This is a genomic window from Rhizobacter fulvus (assembly GCF_964020785.1).
In genome coordinates this window covers 5477338-5497200 of sequence record NZ_OZ224516.1, presented here as the reverse complement: position 1 = coordinate 5497200, position 19863 = coordinate 5477338, and the positions used below count along the sequence as shown (strand labels likewise).

Below are 19863 nucleotides of genomic sequence, written 5' to 3'. Positions count from 1 at the left end.
TCAGCCCATCCGCTTCTTGTACGCGCCTTCGAGCACGGCGTTGTAGCTGAGCATGACCCCGAGGTTGATCAGCAGCAGCGCGAGCGCCACGGCGGCGCCGAGCGGCCAGTTCAGCTCGTGCAGGTACTCGTCGTAGATCACGGTCGCGACCATCTTCAGGCGGCGTCCGCCGAGCAGCCCGGGGATGGCCAGCGCGCTCGCGCTCAGGCCGAACACGATCAGGCTGCCCGAGAGCACGCCTGGCGTGATCTGCGGCAGCACGATGCGCCGCATCACGGTGAACTGCGAGGCGTTCAGCGACAGCGCGGCGTTCTCGACCATCGGGTCGAGCTTCTGCAGCGAGGTCCACACCGGGATCACCATGAACGGCAGCATCACGTGGACCAGCGCGACGACCACCGCGGTCGGCGTGTAGAGCATCCGCACCCGGCCGATGCCGAGCCACTCGAACACCTGGTTGACGATGCCGTTCGGCCCGAGCAGCAGGCTCCAGCCGAACGCGCGCACGACCACCGAAACCAGCAGCGGCGCGAGGATCACGAGCAGGAAGATCGAGCGCCACGGGCTGGCCATGCGGCTCAGGATGTAGGCCTCGGGCGCGCCGACGAGCACGCAGATCAGCGTCGTCAGCGCGGCGATCCAGCCGGTGCGGAAGAAGATTTCGTAGTAGTACGAATCGCCGAGCACGTGCGCGTACGCGGCGAGCGTGAAGCCGCCCTGGGCGCCGCGTTCGGCGTCGTAGACCTGGAACGACAGCAGCGCCGTCAGCACCAGCGGCAGCAGCACCATCAGGCTGAACAGCGCCAGCGACGGCAGGCTCAGCAGGTAGGGCGTCCAGCGGGACTTCATGTCGCGGCCTTCGCGGCATTCGGCGCGACCAGTCTGGCCACATCGCGCGCCCAGGCGAGATGCACGACCGCGTGCTCGGGCAGCGGCGCGCTGCCGTCGTTCGCGCAGCTGACCTCGAGCTCGCCGAGCGCGGTGCTGACGCGGTACAGCCACTGGCTGCCGAGGAAGAAGCGCTCCTCGATCCGCGCCTCGACGGTGCCGTCGGCCTCGGCGGTGAAGAACAGCTTCTCCGGCCGCAGGCAGACGGTGACCGCCGCGCCGCTCGCGAATTCGCCGCCGTCGACCTCCACCCGCTGGCCCTGCGCCAGCACCACCTCGGTGCGGCTCGCACCGCGCGCGACCGTGCCCGGCAGCAGGTTGGTCTTGCCGACGAAGCTCGAGATGAACTCGGTCCGCGGGTGTTCGTAGAGGCGATAGGGCGCGTCGATCTGGGTCGCGCGGCCGGCCTCCATCACGACCACGCGGTCGCTGATCGACAGCGCCTCGGCCTGGTCGTGCGTGACCATGATCGTGGTCGTGCCGACCTTGCGCTGGATGCGGCGAAGCTCGAACTGCATCTCCTCGCGCAGCTTGGCATCAAGGTTGGACAGCGGCTCGTCGAGCAGCAGGACCGGCGGCGCGATCACCAGCGCGCGCGCGATCGCGACGCGCTGGCGCTGGCCGCCGGACAGCTCGCGCGGGTAGCGGCCGGCGTGCGCGTCGAGGTGCACGAGCTTGAGCATCGCCGTTATGCGCAGGTCGCGTTCGTGCTTCGCGACCTGCCGCATCTCGAGGCCGAAGCTGACGTTCTCGGCAACCGTCATGTGCGGGAACAGCGCATAGCTCTGGAACACGATGCCGAGACCGCGCTGGTTCGCCGGCAGGTTCGTGATGTCGCGCCCGTCGAGTCGCATGCGGCCCCGTGTGACCGGGATCAGCCCGGCGATCGCCTGCAGCGTGGTCGTCTTGCCGCATCCCGACGGGCCGAGCAGCGAGATGAACTCGCCGCGCTCGACGGTCAGGTTCATGTCGATCAGCGCGCCGAAGTCACCGTAGTACTTCGAGACGCCTTCGAGGATCAGAAACGACATGGGCAGGCTCCCGGGGCGGTTCAGTGTCGTACGCGCCCTTTAGGTGCGTCATCGATGAAAACCCGATAGATAGAACAAGATTCATGCCGGTTCCGTTGAGCGGAAAAATTGGCTAGGATGCGGGTCATGCAATCCGATGATCGAAATTCCACCGCAGACGACAAGGCGATCTCCAGCCTCCACCGGGCCGTCGAGATCCTGCGTGCGCTGGCCGCGAATGCCGAGTCGGGCATGCGGGTCAGCGAGCTGTGCGCGCAGCTCGGGCAGACCCAGGCCACCACCCACCGGCTGCTGCAACAGCTGATCGACGAGGGCCTGGTCGAGCAGGCGGTGCCCGGCAAGCGCTACCGGCTCGCGATCGATTTTTTCGCGCTCGCGGCCCGCGCCGGCGACAGCGGCGGTCTGCGCGCGCTGTGCCGCCCCGCGTTGCTGCGGCTCGGTGCGTCGCTGGGCGACAGCGTGTTCCTGCTGGTGCGCAGCGGCTTCGATGCCGTCTGCCTCGACCGCTGGGAAGGGCCGTTCCCGATCCGCTCGTTCACCGGCGACATCGGCGGGCGCGTGCCGCTCGGCGTCGGGCAGGGCGCGCTGACGATCCTGGCCCACCTGCCGCCGGCCGAACAGGACGAGGTGATGCGCTACAACGTGCCGCGCATCCGCCCGATGGGAGCGTTCGACGAGGTGTTCCTGCGCACCGAGGGCGCGAAGGTGCGTGCGCAGGGCTATTCGAACACCAACTCCGGTCTGCTCGAAGGCATGGCCGGCGCCGCGGTGCCGGTGTTCGACCGCAACGGGCGGGTCGTCGCGGCGCTCAGCGTCGGCACGCTGACGAACCGCTTGAACGCGGAGCGGTTGCCGGTCGTGATCGAGCTGTTGCAACGCGAGGCCAAGGCGCTGTCGGCGCAGATCAACCCGTTCGACGCGGCCTTGCGTCGGCCGTCGGACAGCCTGCGGCTGGACGGCCCGACGCGCGCCCCCTGAAGGCCCGCTAGGCCCCGGCGACGCGGCCCAGCCACTCGCGCACGACATGGCGCACGTCGGTCAGCCCCTTCGACGACGGCATCCAGTTCAGCACAGGCAGTTCGGTGCCGCGCGCCAGCCCCATCGGCGCCGGCTCGATGCGGATGTCCGGCCCGGCCGCGTCGCGGAACGCGCGCAGCGCGCGCGGCATGTGCCAGCCGTGGGTCACCAGAACGATGTGGCGGATGCCGGCCGGCCGCAGCAGCGCGACGGTGCGGCCGGCGTTTTCGCGGGTGTCGCGCGACTGGTCCTCGACCCACTTGAGCGGGCGGCCGAACTCGCCGACGGCAATCGTTGCGGCGATGCGGGCTTCGGGCATCGCGTCGGGCTGCGCCCAGCCGACACCGCCGCTGAACGCGACCGGCAGCCCGGTCTGGCGCCCGAGCCAAACGCCGTAGCGCAGCCGTTCGAGCGACGCGTAGGCGAGGTTGCCGGTGCCGTATTCGGGCGCGAGCGGCTCGAGCCCGCCGCCGAGCACCACGATCGCGGTCGACGGGTTCGACGGCGCGCCCAGCGCCTGCACGCGGGCGGCGCTCAGCGCGGCCGGGGGCTGCAGCAGCGTTTGTGACAGCCATTGCGCCGCGCCGACGCAGCCGCTGAGCCAGATCAGCACCGCGCCCAGCAGCACCACCGACCAGCCCAGCCCGCGCCGCGGCAGGATCAGCCGCGCGCCGACCAGCATCATCAGCAGGAACGGCACCGGCGGCAGCAGCAGCGCCGTGACGACCGGCTTCCAGGCAGTGATGTCGAGCAGGGCGAAGAGGCTGTTCACGGTGTGGAGGTCGGCAGGAGCGTGCGGCGGCCCGGGATTGTGCAGCAGGGTATTGCAGCATCGGCGCATCATCCGGCGCTGGTCGACCACGAGGATGCCCATGAACGAGAAGTCCGCCCAACTGCGCGAGCGACTGATCCGCAACCACCACACGATCGAGAAGCACCGCGAGTTGCGCGCGCCGCTCTACGACACGTTGTGCGCGCGTCTGGGCACCGGCACTGCGGCAGGCAAGCTCGGCATCAACGTCGACACGCTCGCGCCCGGCATGCGCGGCTGCCCGTACCACTTCCACTATGCGCAGGAGGAGGCGTTCGTCGTGCTCGAGGGCGAAGGCAGCCTGCGGGTCGCCGGCGAGATGCTCCCGCTCGTCGTCGGCGACGTGGTGTTCATCCCGCCCGGGCCGGACTACCCGCACCAGATCGTCAACACCTCCGGCGCGCCGCTGACCTACCTGTCGATCAGCACGCGCGAGAGCCCCGAGGTGGTCGAGTACCCGGATTCGGGCAAATACCTGGCGATGGCGCGCGGCACGCGCGAGGGCGTCGCCCATTCATTCGATCACGTTCACCGCGCGGCCGACGAGCTGGACTACTGGGATGGCGAGCCCTGAGGCGTCGCGTTGTGACACGATGGCGCCCTCGGCAAGCGGCCGGTGATGCAGGAGGTGGATGGTGGTGGTCTGGCTGAGGCGCTTGGCGTGGGTCGTGGGAGCGGTGCTGCTGCTGTGGATCGCCGTGTGGCTGGCCGTGCCGCCGTTGCTGAAGTGGCAGTTGCCGCTGCGCGCCAGCGAGGCGCTCGGTCGGCCGGTGACGCTCGGCGCCGTCAGCTTCCACCCGTGGACGCTGGAGCTCGCGCTGTCGGACCTGGCCGTCGGCGGACCCGCGCCGGCGTCTGAGCCGCTGCTGAAAGTCGGGCGGCTGCGCGCCGATGTCTCGACCTCGTCGCTGTTCCGGCTGGCGCCGGTGATCGAGGCGCTCGATGTCGACGGCCTGCGTGTGCGCGTGGCTCGGACGGCCGAAGGGCGCTACGACATCGACGACCTGCTCACGCGCTTCACGCCGAAGCCGGATGCGAAACCCGGCGCAGAACCCGCGCGCTTCGCGCTCTACAACCTGCAGGTGCGCGATGCGCAGCTGCGCTTCGACGACCAGCCGGTGCAGCGCGTGCACAACGTCGATGCGCTGCAGTTGACGCTGCCGTTCATTTCCAATCTGCCGGCGCAAGTGCAGGTCAAGGTCGAGCCGCGACTCGCGTTCCGGCTCAACGGCACCCCGTTCGACAGCGGCGCCCAGGCCACGCCGTTCGCGCAGACCAAGGCGGGCGACCTCAAGCTCGCGATGACCGATCTGGATCTCGCGCCGTACCTGCCCTATCTGCCGGCGTCGCTGCCGGTGCGCGTCACGCAGGGGCGCGTCTCGGCGGACATCGCGCTCAGCTTCTCCGTCCCCCCGGGGGGTGCGCCGAGCGTCGCGTTGAAGGGGATGGTCGGCGCCCGCGAACTCGCGCTCACCGATGCGGGCGGCGCGCCGCTCGCCGCGTGGCGGCAGCTGAGCCTGCGCTTGAACGACGTGCAGCCGCTGGCGCGCAAGGTGGGCCTCGACAGCCTGAAGATCGACGGCCTGCAGGTCCACGCGAGCCGCGACGCTGCCGGGCGGATCAACCTGCTGCGGCTCGCGACGCCGGCGGGCGCGGCGGCGTCCGCACCGGCGTCCGTCGCCGCGGCATCGACCGCTTCGGCCGCTTCGGCGGCTGCGCGGCGCGCCGAGGCGCCGGCGGCATGGCAGGCCAGCCTCGAATCGCTCGATGTAGCCGATGCGCGCGTGCTCTGGTCTGACGCCGCCGTGCAGCCCGCCGCCGGTCTGCAGCTCGACGGCCTGTCCGTCGCCGCGAAGCAGCTGCGCTGGCCGATGGACAAGGCGGTGAACGTGTCGGTCAAGGGCGCGCTGCGCAGCGCGCCGTCGGGCGCCGCGCCGCGCGCGATGGCGGCCGCGGCAAGCGCCGCAACCGCGTTCGCCGAGTTCACGGCGGCGGGCCCGGTGACCGACCATGACGCCAAGCTCGACGTGTCGATCTCGCGGCTCTCGCTCGGCCTGTTCGCGCCGTACCTGGCGCAGGCGCTGGTGCCCAGCGTGGCCGGCCAGCTCGCGGCCCAGGCGCGGCTCGACTGGTCCGGCGCGGCCGATGCGCCGCGGTTGCTGCTCTCGGTCGACCAGCTCGCGCTCGACGACCTCAAGCTGCGCGAGGCGCGGCCGGCACGCAACGCGCCCGATGCCGTCGCGCTGAAGCAGCTCGCGCTCGCGGGCGTCCAGGTCGATCTGCTTGCGCGCACCGTGACGCTCGGCAGCGTCAAGCTGGTGCAGCCGGCCGTCTCCGTCACCCGCGACCGGGAGGGGCGCCTCAACGTGGAGCGCTGGGTCGTGAACGAGCCGGCCGGTGCGCGACCCGTCGACCCGACCGCGCGACCGGGGACGTCGACCGCGCCGTGGCGCGTGCAGGTCAAGGACTTCCTGATGGATGGCGGGCAGGTGCGCTTTGCCGACGAAGTCGTGCGGCGCGGCGTCAGCGCGCCGGTTCGCGCCGAGGTCGCCAACCTGCGCGCAGCAATGCAGAACGTCGAGTGGCACGGCGACCGCGCGGTGCCCGCCGCCAACGTGCAGCTGAGCGGCCGCGTTGGCGGTGTCACGCGCGACCGTCAGCGCGCGAACGGCACGTTCGACTACAAGGGCCGCGTCGGCCTGCAGCCGCTGCTGGCCAACGGCAACCTGAAGGTCGAGCGCGTGCCGGTGCAGTTGTTCAAGCCGTACTTCGCCGATCTGGCGCAGCTGACGCTGCAGCGCGCCGAGGTTGGCTACGTCGGCAAGTTCGACGTTCGTCGACTTGCGGACGGCCTGGACGTGAGCGCCGCCGGCGACGTGCTGCTCGGCGACGTGCACGTCTCGACGCTGCCCGAGAAGGGCGCGCCGGCCAGCGTGCAGGACGGCGAGGAGCTGCTGAGCTGGCAGTCGTTCGCGCTGAAGGGTGTGAAGGTCGCGATGAAGCCGAAAGCGCGGCCGCGGATCGAGATCGGCGAGGCCGCGCTGAGCGACTTCTACTCGCGGCTGGTGATCACGGAACAGGGTCGCTTCAACCTGCAGGACGTCGCTGCCGGTTCGGCGCCCGAGCCCGTGCCGCTGGGCGGCGTGGCGCCCGCGTCACCGCCCGCGTCGGCTGTCGTGGCCTCCACGCCGGCGAGTGCACCCCCCGCAGCTCGACCCGAAAGCGAACTGCCGGTTGACCTCCGCATCGGCGGCACGACGCTGACCAACGGCCGCGTCGACTTCACCGACCGCTTCGTGCGCCCGAACTACAGCGCGGCGCTGACCGAGTTGAATGGCACGCTCGGTGCATTCAGCTCGGGCAGCCGCGAGATGGCGACGGTCGCGTTGCGCGGCCGCGCCGCCGGCACCGCGCTGCTCGAGATCAGCGGCCAGGTGAACCCGACGGTCAAGCCGCTCGCGCTCGACATCCAGGCCAAGGCGACCGATCTCGAACTCGCGCCGCTGTCGCCCTACGCCGGCAAGTATGTCGGCTACGCGATCGAGCGCGGCAAGCTGACGATGGACGTCGCCTACAAGATCGACGCCGACGGCAAACTCGACGCACGCAACCAAGTCGTGCTGAACCAGCTGACCTTCGGCGACAAGATCGAGTCGAAGGACGCGACCAAGCTGCCGGTGCTGCTGGCGGTCGCGCTGCTGAAGGACCGCAACGGCGTGATCGACATCAACCTGCCGGTCAGCGGCAGCGTCAACGATCCGCAGTTCCGCGTCGGCGCGATCATCTGGAAGGTGATCGTGAACCTGCTGACGAAGGCGATCACGTCGCCGTTCGCGCTGCTCGGCGGGGGCAGCGGAGGCGATGACCTGAGTCTGGTGGAATTCAAGCCCGGCACTGCGCAGATCACCGGCAGCGGCGCCGGCGCGATCGACAAGGTCGCGAAGGCGTTGACCGAGCGGCCCAGCCTGAAGATGACGGTGACCGGCGCGGCCGACCCGAACTCGGAGCGCGAGGCGTTCCAGGCCGCCGCGCTCGAGGCGCGCCTGATCACCCAGCAGCGCCGCGAAGGCTTGCGCAACGGCGCAGTCGCTGCGCCGGCGCCGGCGAGCGGCGCCGCCAGCGCGGCGCCGAGCGCGCCGGTCGTGCTCGGCGCGGACGAGCGCGCCCGGCTGCTGAAGGAGGTCTACAAGGACACCGACCTGCCGAACAAGCCGCGCAACCTGATCGGCTTTGCGAAGGACATCCCGGGCCCCGAGATGGAAGCGTTGCTGAAGGGGCGCGCGCCGGTCACCGCCGAGGCGATGCGCGAGCTCGCGTTGCAGCGCGGCATCGCGGTGCGCGATGCGCTGATCGCGAAGGGGCTGCCGAGCGAGCGCCTGTTCCTGGCTGCGCCGAAGCTGCGCGTGTCGGGCGACGACGATGCGAGCTGGACGCCGCGGGTGCAGCTCTCGCTCGCCGTCAACTGACCCGGCTCGCGCCGCGGGTCAGGGCGCGAGGCGCTCGCGGATCCAGGCGCCGTCGGCCAGCCTGTAGCGCAGCCGGTCGTGCAGGCGCGAGGCCCGGCCCTGCCAGAACTCGAAGGTGTCGGGCACCAGCCGGTAGCCGCCCCAGTGCGGCGGGCGCGGCGGGTTCATCAGGTAGCGGGCGCCGATCTTCGCGGCGTTCGCGACCAGCACCGCACGCGAGTCGATCACCGTGCTTTGCGGCGAGGCCCAGGCGCCGATGCGCGAGTCGAGCGGGCGGGTCGCGAAATACGCGTCCGATTCTTCGGCCGAGGTCTTCTCGACGCGGCCCTCGATCCGCACCACGCGCTCGAGCTCGACCCAGTGGAACTGCAGCGCCGCGAATGGCTGCGCCGCCAGTTCGCGGCCCTTGCGGCTGCCGTAGTTGGTGTACCAGGTGATGCCGCGCGCATCCACGCCCTTGATCAGCACGATGCGGCTCGAGGGCCGCCCGTTCGCACCGACGGTGGCCAGCGTCATCGCGTTCGGCTCGGGCAGCTTCGCCTCGATCGCCTGCTGCAGCCAGTGCTCGAACTGCGCCGTGGGGTCGGCCAACGAAGCCGATTCGTCGAGCTCCGCACGCTCGTAGCTCTTGCGCAGGTTGGCGAGGTCGTTCATGCGGCGAGTATAGGAAGACGCGTCGGGACGGCCGCGACGACCGCCGCGACCGCGTCGACGTACGGGGTTGGCCTTAGGTAAAGGCACCACTTCCTGAAAGCGATCCCGGCTCCCATTCTTGGGCCATCGACAACCGGAGAGCGTGAGATTCGTCCGGTTACAAGCGCTAACGTGCAACACAGGGAGGATGCGATGGGCGGGCGGCCTGCGGTGATCGTGCTGGCAGCGGGGAAAGGGTCCCGCTTTCTGAGCGCGGAGCACAAGCTCGCGCAGCACCTGGGCGCGACCACCGTGTTCGGCTGCACGTTGCAGCATGCGATCGCGAGCCACCTGCAGGTCATCGTCGTCACGACCGAAGGTCTGGCCGATATCGCGCGGCGCAGTGTTGCGGCGCGCGACGTGGTCGTGCTGCCCGATGTCGGCGCGCCGGGCCAGGCGCAACTCGGCATGGGCTACTCGATCGCGTGCGGCGTGGCGGCCCGGCCCGATGCGGACGGCTGGCTGATCCTGCCCGGCGACATGCCGCGCGTGCAGCCGACCACGCTGCAGGCCGTCGCCCGCGAACTGGACCATCACGCGGTGGCCTACGCGCAGTACAAGGGGCGGCGCGGCCACCCTGTCGGCTTTTCGCCCGAGCTTTATTCGGAGCTCGCCGAACTCAGCGGCGACGAAGGGGCGCGACGCTTGATCGCGCGCTATCCGGCGGTCGGCGTCGAAGTCGACGACCCGGGCGTGCTGGTCGATGTGGACACGCTGGCCGATCTCGATGAAGTTCGCCGCACCGGCGCTGCGGTCGCCGCACCCGCGCCGCGCTGGTAGCGCGCTGTCGCGTCAGGCCAGGTGGTGGTGGCGCGCCAGCGCGACCAGGCGTTCGATGTCGCGGTCGTGGATGCCGCAGTGCTTGAGTGAGCGGTAGGTCTCGAGCAGGTAGTCCAACGTGCTGCCGAAGCGGCCGGTCGCACGGCGCAGCACCTCGAGCATTTGTGCATCCGACAGCGGCCCGGTGTGCGCCGGGCTGCGCCGGCTGAGCGTGAATGCCAGTGCGCGCACCGGTCCTTGCGCGGTGCGGCAGGCGAGCCACTTCGGGTCGTACACGCCGGTCGGCATCTCGCGCACCCACAGGCGCTCCAGTTCGGTCGCGGCACGGGCGCGGTCGATGCGATAGGCCATGCCGCGGCACGAGCCGCCCGGCACCAGCGCGAACACCAGCCCCGGGCACTCGGGCGTGCCGCGATTGACCCGCGAGCGCATCTCGAGCGCGCGGTGCCAGCCGTGGACGACGGCGCCGCGCTGCTCGTCGGCGTCGAACTCGGGCCGCCAGATCAGCGAGGCGTAGCCGAACACCCAGAGATCGTGCTCGCCGCCCCAGTCCCGCAGCGCCTGCGCCAGCATCGGTTGCGGGTCGCGCAGGTGCAGGGCCGAGAACGGGGACGTCATGACGCGACTCTAGAATGGAAACCGTCCCAGCAGGAGAGACCCGTGAACGATCAAAACGACGAAACCCAGAATTACGCACTGATGGTGGTGGCGGGACTGATCGCGCTGGTGGTGGCCGGCGTCCTGCTGCTCGCGGCCCGCGCCGGGACGGGCGGCGCGGCCAAGCCGCCGAGCACCACCACCACCGCGGTGGCGACCGCGATCGCCGGAGAACCCGAGGGCCGGGTCTACTTCGCGCTCGGCTCCGACGCGCTGCCGCCGGACGCCTCGGAGACGCTGGTCAAGGTCGCCGACGCGGCCCGCGCGCAGAGCGGCAAGGTCGTGCTGATCTCCGGTTTCCACGACGCGAGCGGCGATGCCGCCACCAACGCCGAACTGGCCAAGAAGCGCGCCCTCGCGGTGCGCCATGCGCTCGAGGCGAACGGCGTCGCGCCCGACCGCCTCGTGATGGACAAGCCGATGGTCACCACCGGTGGTGCCGACGATCGTGCGGCGCGGCGCGTGGAGATGCGGCTGCGCTGAGGCACGGCCCTTGCCTGTGCCGAACCTGGCGTGCTGCACCGATTGATTTGACGATGTAACTCGGTTACTCGAAAATCCGTGGTGTGGTTACGAAGGAGCCCGCCATGAAGCCAGCCGTCAACGAAGTCACCGCCCGCATCCGCGAGCGCAGCGCCGCCACCCGCGGCGCCTACCTGGCGCGCGTCGACGCCGCGATCGCCCGCCCGCGCGGCGCCGACCGCATGGGCTGCGCCAACGTGGCGCACGCGTTCGCGGCGCTGCCGGGGGCGGACAAGTTGCGCATCGTCGCCGAGCGCGCGCCGAACCTGGCGGTCGTGACCTCGTACAACGACATGCTGTCGGCGCATCAGCCCTACGCCGGCTTTCCGGCGCTGATCCGCGACGAGGCGGCCCGCCACGGCGCGACGGTGCAGGTCGCCGGCGGCGTGCCGGCGATGTGCGACGGCGTCACGCAGGGCCTGCCCGGCATGGAGCTGAGCCTGTTCTCGCGCGACACGATCGCGATGGGCACCGCCATCGCGCTGACCCACGACGTGTTCGACGGCGCGCTGCTGCTCGGCGTGTGCGACAAGATCGTGCCCGGTCTGCTGATCGGCGCCTTGCACTTCGGCCACCTGCCGTGCGTGTTCGTGCCGGCCGGGCCGATGAGCACCGGGTTGTCGAACACCGCCAAGTCCAAGGTCCGCGAGCAGTACGCGCAGGGCCTGGTCGGCCGCGATGAACTGCTGCAGGCCGAATCGGCCGCGTACCACGGGGCCGGCACCTGCACCTTCTATGGCACCGCCAACAGCAACCAGATGCTGCTCGAGGCGATGGGCCTGCACGTGCCCGGCGCGGCGTTCGTGCACCCGCATGCGGAGCTGCGCGAGGCGCTGACGCGCGAGTCGGTGCGCACGCTGCTCGGCATCACGAAGGGGGCCGGCTTCATGCCGATCGGCCGGCTGGTCGACGAGCGCGTGATCGTCAACGCGATGGTGGCGCTGCTCGCCACCGGCGGCTCGACCAACCACCTGATCCACTGGGTCGCGGTCGCCCGCGCCGCCGGCATCCTGATCGACTGGACCGACTTCGCCGACCTCTCCCGCGCGACGCCGCTGCTGGCGCGCGTCTACCCGAACGGCGTGGCCGACGTGAACCAGTTCCAGGCTGCGGGCGGCCCCGGCTTCGTGATCCGCGAACTGATCGACAGCGGCGCGATGCACGGCGACGTGAGCACCGTGGTCGCCGGCGGCCTGCGTGAATACGGCAAGGTGCCCGAGCAAGCGTCCACCGATCGCCTGACCTGGGCCGACCTGCCGGCCGTGCCGATCGACGACAGCATCGTGCGCACGGCCGCTGCGCCGTTCGGCGCCGAGGGCGGCCTGAAGCTGCTGACCGGCAACCTCGGCCGCGCCGTCATCAAGGTCTCGGCGGTCCCGGAAGATCGGCACATCGTCGAGGCGCCGGCGATCGTCTTCAACACGCAGGAAGAACTGCTGGCCGCGTTCAAGGCCGGCACGCTCGAGCGCGATTTCATCGCGGTCGTGCGCTTCCAGGGACCGGCCGCCTGCGGCATGCCCGAGCTGCACAAGCTGACGCCGCCGCTGGGCGTGCTGCAGGGCCGCGGCTTCAAGGTCGCGCTGGTCACCGACGGGCGCATGAGCGGTGCGTCGGGCAAGGTGCCGGCCGCTATCCATGTGAGCCCCGAGGCGATGCACGGCGGCGCGCTCGGCAAGGTGCGCGACGGCGACCTGATCCGCCTCGACGCGGTCGCCGGCACGCTCGCCGCGCGGGTCGACGACGCGACCTGGGCAGCGCGCGAGCAGGCCGTGCTGCCCGACGCGCAGGCCGACATCAACGGCCACGGCCTGGGCCGTGAACTCTTCGCCGGCATGCGGCGCAACGTGCTGAGCGCCGAGCAGGGCGCCTGCACCTGGCTCTGACCTCTGGATCATCACCATGAACGACACGCTCGAACTCGTCTCCTACGGCCCGGTGATCCCGGTCATCGTCATCAACCAGCTGGAGGACGCCGTGCCGATGGCGCAGGCGCTGGTCGACGGCGGCGTGCGCGTGCTCGAGGTGACGCTGCGCACTCCGATCGCGCTGCAGTGCATGGAGGCGATCGCGAAAGCAGTACCCGACGCGATCCTCGGCGCCGGCACGGTGCGCAGCGCCGCCGACGCGCAGGCCGCGAAGGACGCTGGCTGCACGTTCGCGGTCAGCCCCGGCTACACCTCGGCGATCGGCCACGCCTGTCGCGACATCGGTCTGCCGCTGCTGCCTGGCACCGCGACCGGCAGCGAGGTGATGCAGGCCAACGCCGACGGCTACTTCTTCCTGAAGTTCTTCCCGGCCATGCAGGCCGGCGGCATCCCGATGCTGAAGGCGCTGGCCGGACCGTTCACCGACGTGGTGTTCTGCCCGACCGGCGGCATCACGCTGGCGACCGCGCCCGACTTCCTGGCGCTGCCGAACGTCAGGGTCTGCGGCGGCTCGTGGCTGACGCCGGCCGATGCGGTCGCGGCGAAGGACTGGGCGCGCATCACCACGCTGGCGCGCGAGGCAAGCGCGCTGCGGCGCTGAACCGCCGGTCGCTCAGGCCGGCTTCGGCACCGCGGGCGCGACGCGCCCCTGCAGCCGGATCATCAACACCGCCGCCGCGGCCAGCAGGCAGGCCGCACCGGCCGCGAACAGCGCCGGGTTATAGGTCAGCAGCAGCGTGCGGGTCAGGCCCGCGCCGTAGGCGGCGGTCGCGGCGCCGAGCTGGTGCGCGGCGAAGACCCAGCCGAAGATCATGCCGGCCTTCTCCTTGCCGAACTCCTGCGCGGCGAGCTTGACGGTCGGCGGCACGGTGGCGATCCAGTCGAGGCCGTAGAACATCGCGAAGATCGACAGGCCGTAGAACGTGAAGGTCGAGAACGGCAGCCAGAACAGCGACAGACCGCGCAGGCCGTAGTACCAGAACAGCAGCTTGCGGTTGTCGTAGCGGTCGGACAGGTAGCCCGACAGCGTGGTGCCGACCAGGTCGAACGCGCCCATCAGCGCCAGCACCGAGGCGGCCGGCACGGCGGTCATGCCGTTGTCGCCGCACAGCGAGATGAAGTGGGTCTGCAGCAGGCCGTTGGTGGACAGACCGCAAATGAAGAAGGTGCCGGCCAGGATCCAGAACGTGCGGTTGCGCGAGGCCTCGGCCAGCACCTGGAACGGGCCGAGGAAGTTGAGCCGGGTCGCCCGCGGCGGCGGTGCCTCGATCGGCCCGCCGGCGGGCTCGCCGAACGCGCGCAGGCCGATGCTGCCGGGGTGGTCGCGCATGAACAGCGTGGCCAATGCCGCGACGACAACGCAGGCGATGAACACCGGGATCACCGCGTAGCGCCAGCCGATGTTCTCGATCATCCACGCGGCGATCGGCAGGAAGATCAGCTGCCCTGTCGCCGTGCTCGCCGCGAACAGGCCGACGACGAGCCCGCGGTTGGTCGTGAACCAGCGGTTCGCGACCATCGCGCCGAGCACCAGCGCCGTCAGGCCCGTGCCGCAGCCGAGCACCAGGCCCCACAGCAGGAACAGTTGCCACAGCTGCGTGACCTGGGTCGCGAGCACCATCGCGACGGCGATGAACGAGGCCGCCGCGACCATGATCGTGCGCAGGCCGAAGCGCCCGATGAACACCGCCGCGAACGGCCCGAGCAGGCCGAACAACGCGAAACGCACCGCGAACACCGACGAGAGCTGGTCGGTGGTCCAGCCGAACTCCTTGCTGAGCGGCTGCAGCATCGCCCCCGGCAGCCCGAGGGCCGCCGAGGTGGTGAGCATCGCGAGGAAGGTGACGGCCGCGATGACCCACGCGTAGTGGAAGCCGCGGCGCTCGAGCGAGCCGGAAACGGTTTGAGCAAGCATCAAATGTTGGGCCGTTCGATCAGTTCGATCTTGTAGCCGTCCGGGTCGGTGATGAAGGCGATGACGGTCGTGCCGCCCTTGACCGGGCCGGCCTCGCGCGTGACGTTGCCGCCGCCGTGGCGGATCTTCTCGCAGGCCGCCGCGACGTCGGGCACGCCGATCGCGATGTGGCCGTAGGCGCTTCCCATCTCGTAACTCGAGACACCGTGGTTGTAGGTCAGTTCGAGCTCGGCATGTTCGGGGTTCTTGCCATAGCCGACGAACGCGAGCGAGTAGTTCTGCGACGGGTTCTCGGACTGGCGCAGCAGCGTCATGCCCATGATCTGGGTGTAGAAGTCGATCGAGCGTTGCAGGTCGCCGACTCGGAGCATCGTGTGGAGGAATCGCATGGTCAGGGGGCGTCGAAGATGAAGCAGGTGGTGGAGGCGTGAGCGTACAGCTTGCCGTCCGGCCCCACGAGGCGCCCCTCGGCAGTGGCCATGCGGTTGCCGAGGTGGATGACAGCGCCGATCGCGCGCACCAGGCCGACCTTCTCGGTCACTGGGCGCACGTAGTTGACCTTGAGTTCCGCGGTCGTGTAGGACTTGCCGGCGGGCAGCGAGACATGCACGGCACAGCCGACGCAGGAGTCGAGCAGCGTCGCGATCCAGCCGCCGTGCACGGTGCCGAGCGGGTTGTAGTGGCGCAGCTGTGGGCGACCCTGGAACACCGCCCGCAGAGGCGCGCACTCGACCAGGATGAAGTCGCTGGTGTCGTTGATCGGCGGGTACGGAAGCTCGCCGGACAGCAGCTTCTCGAACACCTGGGCGCCGCTCAGGCCGGCCACCTGGTCCGGCCGCGACACGCCGCTCTTGAACATCGACTGGCGGCGCAGCGCCTCGTCGGCTTCCCATTGGGCCAGGACGGCGGAGGTATCGGGGGTCGGATTCATGGGGCGGATGCCGGAGATCAGTTGCAGGTGCAAAGATTGTAGCTACAATCGTCCGATGATGTCCACACGACCTCGTAGCGCCTCGTCCGGCCCGCTCGGCTGCAGCAGCTTCAAGCTGCGGCAGCTGTCGCGCCGCGTCAGTCAGCACTTCGACCAGATCGTCGGCGCGGCCGGCTTGAAGACGACGCAGTATTCGCTGCTGTCCCACGTGGTCACCCTCGGCCCGGTGCGCCCCGGCGACCTGGCCGCCTCGATGGAAATGGACGCCTCCACCCTGACGCGCAACCTGCAGCCGCTGGTGGCGCAGGGCTGGGTCGAGGTCGGCCCCGGTGACGATGGCCGCAGCCGCTTCGTCACCGCGACCGACGCCGGCCGCGACAAGCGCAGCGAGGCGCAGCGCGAATGGAAACGGGCCCAGCTCGCGTTCAATGAGCAGGTGGGCACGACCCGCGTGGCGCGCCTGCACGCGCTGATCGACGAGTGTCTGGCGGCGATGAACGAGCCGCCGGCCGAGTGATCTACTAGGCGCCGCGCGTGGCGTCGACGCCGGGTTTCACGTCGTCGCCGTAGTTCGCCTTCCAGCGCGCCATGATCGGCTCGAACGCATCGAGCCGTTGCCCCGGCAGGCCGTCGTCGTGATGCCACGCATCGACGCGCGTCTCGATCGCGAAATGCGAGGTCGGCCGGAACACGCCCGGCTCGTCGAGACTGCCCACCGACAGGTCCATGCGCTGCGAATCCAGGTATTCGAAGCTCAGCGGCGTGCCGCAGCGCCCGCAGAAGCCCCGCTGTGCGAACGCCGACGATGCGTAATGCGCGGGGGCGCCGCGCGTCCACTCCACTTCGTCCTTGCGCAGGTTGATGAACGTGGCGCGCGTGTTGCCGAACGCGAGCTGGCACATCCGGCAATGGCAGTAGTAGCCTTCGCGGTGGGTCGGGCGGGCGCGGAAGCGCACCGCGCCGCACAGGCAGCCGCCTTCAACCGGGGGCAGGGTGGTGGCGGGGTCGTTCATAGGCAATGTCCCACTCGTCGTTAGAGACCTCGACGCAGCCGTGGCGTTGGTGGAAGCGGTTGGCATCGTTTTCGCGCAGCGCGCCGACCCGAAAGATTCTGACGCTCGACGCAGCTTCGTTCAAGAATCGCTGCGGCAACGCGCTGCCGAGCCCGCGGCGCTGGAATCGGGCGCAGTGCGATGTCGGTGTCACGGCACGACGGTGTAATTCAACGTCATGCGACCGCCGTCGATGTAGACGATCTCGCCGGTGATGTAGCTCGACGCGCTGCTGGTCAGGAACGCGCACACGTCGGCGATCTCGCTCGGCTCGCCGAGGCGGCGCATCGGCGTGCGGCTCATGATGCGGGCCTTCGCTTCCTCGCTGCCGAGCACGGCCTTCTGCGCGAGCTCGGTTGCGATCGTGCCGGGCGCGACCGCGTTGACGCGGATGCCGTGGTCGGCCAGCGCCAGCGCCATCACGCGGGTGAGCTGGTTCACGCCGCCCTTGCTGGCGTTGTAGCTGGCGATGCTGGGGATCGCCATGATCCCGTTGACCGAACTCATGTTGACGATCGTGCCCGGCGTCCTCGAAGCGACCATCGCGCGCGCGACCGCCTGGCCGACCAGGAACGAGCCCTTCAGGTTGATGTCCAGCACCGCGTCCCAGTCGGCTTCGGTGATATCGAGGAAGTCGGCGGCCTTGAAGATGCCGGCGTTGCTGATCAGTGCGTCGACGTGGCCGAAGGCCTGCAGCGTCGCGGCCAACGCGGCATCGACCTCGTCCTTCGCCGCGACGTTGCAGTGAACATAGATCGCACGCTGGCCCTGGCCGACGAGGCGGTCGGCGAGCGCCTGGCCGCGCGCGTCGTCGACGTCCCACAACGCGACCGCCGCGCCGTCCTGCGACAGCCGCTCGGCGCAGGCGGCGCCGATGCCCTGCGCCGCGCCGGTGACGATCGCGACCCGGTCCTCGAGGTGGAAATGAACGGCGTGGGTCATGCGGTGGCTCCTTCGGTCTTCTTCTCGCGGTTCTTGCGGTTCAGCCACACGGCGATGCCCTGGGCGTTGAGCTCGTTGTCCAGCGCGAGCAGCTCGCGCACGCGCTCGGCATCGAGCGCGCTGCCGTGGGCGCGCAGGCTGGCGAGGTGGATCGCGCCCAGGCCGTCCATCAGCGCCTGGTGGCGCCGCGCGTCGTCGGGCAGCGCGAGCGCCAGCGCCACCATCGCGTCGAGCTGGGCGAGCAGGAGCCTTGCCAGCCGCGGCACATCGGTCACCGGGCCGTAGTGGGTCAGGTACATGCGCTCCGGTCGATAGGCGAGCATGCGTTCGATCGAGCGGCGCAGCGCATCGGGCTCGAACTGCACCGGCGTGGTCGTCGGCATGATCCACGCGCCCTGGGGCGTGTCGAACTCGCGGTAGGACAGGCCGAAGGTGTCCCCGGTGAAGAAGCCGCGGCTGCGCTCGTCCCAGATGCAGTGGTGGTGGCGCGCGTGGCCGGGCGTGTCGAGGAACTTCAGCGGGCGGCCCGCGAAGTCCAGCACCATCTCGTCGGCGGTGCGCAGCACGCGCGCGGCCGGCACGCCGACCACGTCGCCGTAGGTGCGCGCCACCTCCTCGGCACCGTAGACGGCGCGCGCGCCGTCCATTAGCCGGCTCGGCTCGATCAGGTGCGGCGCGCCGATCGGGTGCACGACCAGCTGCGCGCGCGGCAGCTGCTGCATCAGCAGGCCGACGCCGCCGGCATGGTCGAGATGCACGTGGGTCGGGATCACGTAGTCGACATCGTCGGGGCCGAGACCGGCGGCGCCCAGCGCCGCCAGCAGGCGCGGCACCGAATCGTTGGTGCCGGTGTCGATGAAGGCGGCGCGGCCGTTCTCGACGATCAGGTAGGCGGCGTCGAACACCGGCCGATGGAAGCCGGTGTCGATGACATGGATGCCGTGCTCGATCGGGCGCACGAAGGGCAGGGAGGTGGTCGAGGTCATGGACCGATTCTATGGAGCCCACGTCGGGAACCGGGCTGGCCGAGGCGGGTCAGAATGCGTCGAACGCAGAACGTGGAGACGACGATGAACCCCAACACCTTCCCACGCCGCCGCGCGGCATGGCTCGGCGGGCTGGCGGCCTGCGCCGTGCTGGCCGGCTGCGGCACGCTGGCCCCCGGAGGCCTGCCGCCCGGCACGCCGATCGCGCAGGCCCGCGGCGCGCTGTTCGCGCCGACCGGCGAATATGCGCTGCCCGATGGCGGCACGCGGCTCGAGTTTGCGCAGGGCTCGTTCGGCAAGCAGACCTACATGCTGGACTTCGACCGCAGCGGCCGGCTGATGACTTCGCAACAGGTCTTGACCGAACTGAACCTCGCGACCATCACGCCCGGCATGACAGCCGAGCAGGTGCGCATGCGCTTCGGCCGCCCGGCGTGGGTATTCGGCGTCAACTACCCGCGCGGCCAGGTCTGGAACTACCGGTTCGACGGTGGCGACTGCGTCTGGTACCAGGTCTCGATCGCCGATGCCGACCACCGCGTCGTCGAGGCCAACCTCGGCACCGACCCGGCCTGCGACGGCCCGAACAGCCGGGACTGACGCGATGGCCTTCACGCTCTACGGAATTCCCAACTGCGACACGGTCAAGAAGGCCCGCGCCTGGCTGGCCGCGAGCGGCCACGACGCCGCGTTCCACGATTTCAAGAAGGCCGGTGTGCCGCCCGATCGGCTCGACGCGTGGCTGCGCAGCGCCGGCTGGGAGCGGGTGCTGAACCGCAAGGGCACCGCCTGGCGCGCCCTCGACGAATCGGTACGCGACACGGTCGTCGATGACGCCAGCGCGAAACGCGTGATGCTTACGCACGCGAGCGTCATCAAGCGCCCGGTCGTCGAGTGGCCCGACGGTGCGATCACGCTCGGCTTCGACGCCGACGACTGGGCACGACGTTGAGATAGTTGGCCAAGTCGGCGATGGAATTTCTATCGAGCGTCGAATGCCCCCCGCACCTAAACTGACTCGATGGATGCCTTCGTGGACTTGCGCTGGGTCGAGCGGGCCGCCGGGCGGCTGTGCCTGCTGGATGCGCTGCTGAGCCCTTACGACGCATTCCAGATCGCCCGCGGCCTCGCGTTGCAGCCGGCCTGGCAGGTGTCCGATCCCGAGGCGGTGGTCGACCTGAACTTCCTGCGCGAGAGCGCGCAGGAGGCCATCGAGCCGCCGCTGGCGGTCGAAGCCACGCGCTGAC

Annotated in this window: 22 protein-coding genes; 11 read left to right on the top strand and 11 right to left on the bottom strand. The window is 70.3% G+C overall.

Annotated elements, in window-relative coordinates:
- Both ACWH49_RS26005 and ACWH49_RS26000 read right to left on the bottom strand, forming a co-directional pair.
- On the bottom strand, window positions 1–849 hold the full coding sequence (locus ACWH49_RS26005) for an ABC transporter permease (protein ID WP_448174072.1): 849 nt from the start codon (window positions 847–849) through the stop codon (window positions 1–3).
- Window positions 846–1919: an ABC transporter ATP-binding protein gene (locus tag ACWH49_RS26000; RefSeq protein WP_448174071.1), complete on the bottom strand. Its 1074-nt coding sequence runs from the start codon at window positions 1917–1919 to the stop codon at window positions 846–848. Before ACWH49_RS26000 ends, ACWH49_RS26005 begins: the two co-directional genes overlap by 4 nt.
- Before the next feature lie 126 nt (window positions 1920–2045).
- Here ACWH49_RS26000 and ACWH49_RS25995 point away from each other — a divergent pair, with 126 nt between their 5' ends.
- Window positions 2046–2897, top strand: coding sequence for an IclR family transcriptional regulator (locus ACWH49_RS25995; RefSeq protein WP_448174070.1), 852 nt, complete (start codon window positions 2046–2048; stop codon window positions 2895–2897).
- Between the two features lie 7 nt (window positions 2898–2904).
- Here the strand turns inward: ACWH49_RS25995 and ACWH49_RS25990 are convergent, their stop codons facing one another.
- Complete coding sequence (locus tag ACWH49_RS25990; RefSeq protein WP_448174069.1) at window positions 2905–3708, bottom strand: YdcF family protein; 804 nt, start codon at window positions 3706–3708, stop codon at window positions 2905–2907.
- Window positions 3709–3808: 100 nt separating this feature from the next.
- Here ACWH49_RS25990 and ACWH49_RS25985 point away from each other — a divergent pair, with 100 nt between their 5' ends.
- Both ACWH49_RS25985 and ACWH49_RS25980 read left to right on the top strand, forming a co-directional pair.
- Window positions 3809–4321, top strand: a complete 513-nt coding sequence (locus tag ACWH49_RS25985; RefSeq protein ID WP_448174068.1) for a cupin domain-containing protein — start codon at window positions 3809–3811, stop codon at window positions 4319–4321.
- Between the two features lie 61 nt (window positions 4322–4382).
- Window positions 4383–8213: a DUF748 domain-containing protein gene (locus tag ACWH49_RS25980; protein ID WP_448174067.1), complete on the top strand. Its 3831-nt coding sequence runs from the start codon at window positions 4383–4385 to the stop codon at window positions 8211–8213.
- Between the two features lie 18 nt (window positions 8214–8231).
- Here the strand turns inward: ACWH49_RS25980 and pdxH are convergent, their stop codons facing one another.
- Window positions 8232–8867, bottom strand: a complete 636-nt coding sequence (gene pdxH / locus ACWH49_RS25975) for a pyridoxamine 5'-phosphate oxidase (RefSeq protein ID WP_448174066.1) — start codon at window positions 8865–8867, stop codon at window positions 8232–8234.
- A 171-nt stretch (window positions 8868–9038) separates the two neighbouring features.
- Between pdxH and ACWH49_RS25970 the strand changes: the two genes are divergently transcribed.
- Window positions 9039–9686 carry a nucleotidyltransferase family protein gene (locus tag ACWH49_RS25970; protein ID WP_448174065.1) on the top strand — a complete coding sequence of 216 codons (648 nt, stop codon included), beginning with the start codon at window positions 9039–9041 and terminating at the stop codon, window positions 9684–9686.
- A gap of 12 nt (window positions 9687–9698) precedes the next feature.
- Here the strand turns inward: ACWH49_RS25970 and ACWH49_RS25965 are convergent, their stop codons facing one another.
- Window positions 9699–10304, bottom strand: a complete 606-nt coding sequence (locus ACWH49_RS25965) for a gamma-glutamylcyclotransferase (protein WP_448174064.1) — start codon at window positions 10302–10304, stop codon at window positions 9699–9701.
- Between the two features lie 42 nt (window positions 10305–10346).
- Here ACWH49_RS25965 and ACWH49_RS25960 point away from each other — a divergent pair, with 42 nt between their 5' ends.
- The 3 genes from ACWH49_RS25960 to eda all read left to right on the top strand — a co-directional run bounded on the left by ACWH49_RS25960 (window position 10347) and on the right by eda (window position 13391).
- Window positions 10347–10826: an OmpA family protein gene (locus ACWH49_RS25960; protein ID WP_448174063.1), complete on the top strand. Its 480-nt coding sequence runs from the start codon at window positions 10347–10349 to the stop codon at window positions 10824–10826.
- A 104-nt stretch (window positions 10827–10930) separates the two neighbouring features.
- Complete coding sequence (gene edd / locus ACWH49_RS25955; protein WP_448174062.1) at window positions 10931–12748, top strand: phosphogluconate dehydratase; 1818 nt, start codon at window positions 10931–10933, stop codon at window positions 12746–12748.
- Between the two features lie 16 nt (window positions 12749–12764).
- Window positions 12765–13391 (top strand): bifunctional 4-hydroxy-2-oxoglutarate aldolase/2-dehydro-3-deoxy-phosphogluconate aldolase, encoded by a 627-nt coding sequence (eda, locus tag ACWH49_RS25950; RefSeq protein WP_448174061.1) that lies wholly within the window; start codon window positions 12765–12767, stop codon window positions 13389–13391.
- A gap of 12 nt (window positions 13392–13403) precedes the next feature.
- Here eda and ACWH49_RS25945 read toward each other — a convergent pair whose 3' ends face one another.
- The 3 genes from ACWH49_RS25945 to ACWH49_RS25935 are packed head-to-tail and all read right to left on the bottom strand — an operon-like array spanning window position 13404 to window position 15636.
- The gene (locus tag ACWH49_RS25945; protein ID WP_448174060.1) at window positions 13404–14705 is read right to left on the bottom strand and encodes an MFS transporter; all 1302 of its coding nucleotides are present in this window, start codon (window positions 14703–14705) and stop codon (window positions 13404–13406) included.
- Window positions 14705–15094 (bottom strand): lactoylglutathione lyase, encoded by a 390-nt coding sequence (gloA, locus tag ACWH49_RS25940; RefSeq protein ID WP_448174059.1) that lies wholly within the window; start codon window positions 15092–15094, stop codon window positions 14705–14707. Before gloA ends, ACWH49_RS25945 begins: the two co-directional genes overlap by 1 nt.
- Before the next feature lie 2 nt (window positions 15095–15096).
- Window positions 15097–15636: a PaaI family thioesterase gene (locus ACWH49_RS25935; protein WP_448174058.1), complete on the bottom strand. Its 540-nt coding sequence runs from the start codon at window positions 15634–15636 to the stop codon at window positions 15097–15099.
- 55 nt (window positions 15637–15691) lie between these two features.
- Between ACWH49_RS25935 and ACWH49_RS25930 the strand changes: the two genes are divergently transcribed.
- The gene (locus ACWH49_RS25930; protein WP_448174057.1) at window positions 15692–16153 is read left to right on the top strand and encodes a MarR family winged helix-turn-helix transcriptional regulator; all 462 of its coding nucleotides are present in this window, start codon (window positions 15692–15694) and stop codon (window positions 16151–16153) included.
- Between the two features lie 4 nt (window positions 16154–16157).
- Here ACWH49_RS25930 and ACWH49_RS25925 read toward each other — a convergent pair whose 3' ends face one another.
- From ACWH49_RS25925 to ACWH49_RS25915, 3 genes are all read right to left on the bottom strand, one after another.
- Window positions 16158–16649 carry a GFA family protein gene (locus tag ACWH49_RS25925; protein ID WP_448174056.1) on the bottom strand — a complete coding sequence of 164 codons (492 nt, stop codon included), beginning with the start codon at window positions 16647–16649 and terminating at the stop codon, window positions 16158–16160.
- A 189-nt stretch (window positions 16650–16838) separates the two neighbouring features.
- The gene (locus ACWH49_RS25920; protein ID WP_448174055.1) at window positions 16839–17630 is read right to left on the bottom strand and encodes an SDR family NAD(P)-dependent oxidoreductase; all 792 of its coding nucleotides are present in this window, start codon (window positions 17628–17630) and stop codon (window positions 16839–16841) included.
- On the bottom strand, window positions 17627–18616 hold the full coding sequence (locus ACWH49_RS25915) for an MBL fold metallo-hydrolase (RefSeq protein ID WP_448174054.1): 990 nt from the start codon (window positions 18614–18616) through the stop codon (window positions 17627–17629). Before ACWH49_RS25915 ends, ACWH49_RS25920 begins: the two co-directional genes overlap by 4 nt.
- 84 nt (window positions 18617–18700) lie before the next feature.
- On the opposite strand from ACWH49_RS25915, the gene ACWH49_RS25910 reads away from it, so the two are divergent.
- The 3 genes from ACWH49_RS25910 (at window position 18701) to ACWH49_RS25900 (ending at window position 19862) form a co-directional block, all read left to right on the top strand.
- On the top strand, window positions 18701–19216 hold the full coding sequence (locus tag ACWH49_RS25910; protein WP_448174053.1) for a hypothetical protein: 516 nt from the start codon (window positions 18701–18703) through the stop codon (window positions 19214–19216).
- 4 nt (window positions 19217–19220) lie between these two features.
- Window positions 19221–19568, top strand: a complete 348-nt coding sequence (locus ACWH49_RS25905) for an arsenate reductase (RefSeq protein ID WP_448174052.1) — start codon at window positions 19221–19223, stop codon at window positions 19566–19568.
- Between the two features lie 69 nt (window positions 19569–19637).
- Window positions 19638–19862, top strand: coding sequence for a hypothetical protein (locus tag ACWH49_RS25900; RefSeq protein ID WP_448174051.1), 225 nt, complete (start codon window positions 19638–19640; stop codon window positions 19860–19862).
- Window position 19863 lies beyond the last annotated feature (1 nt).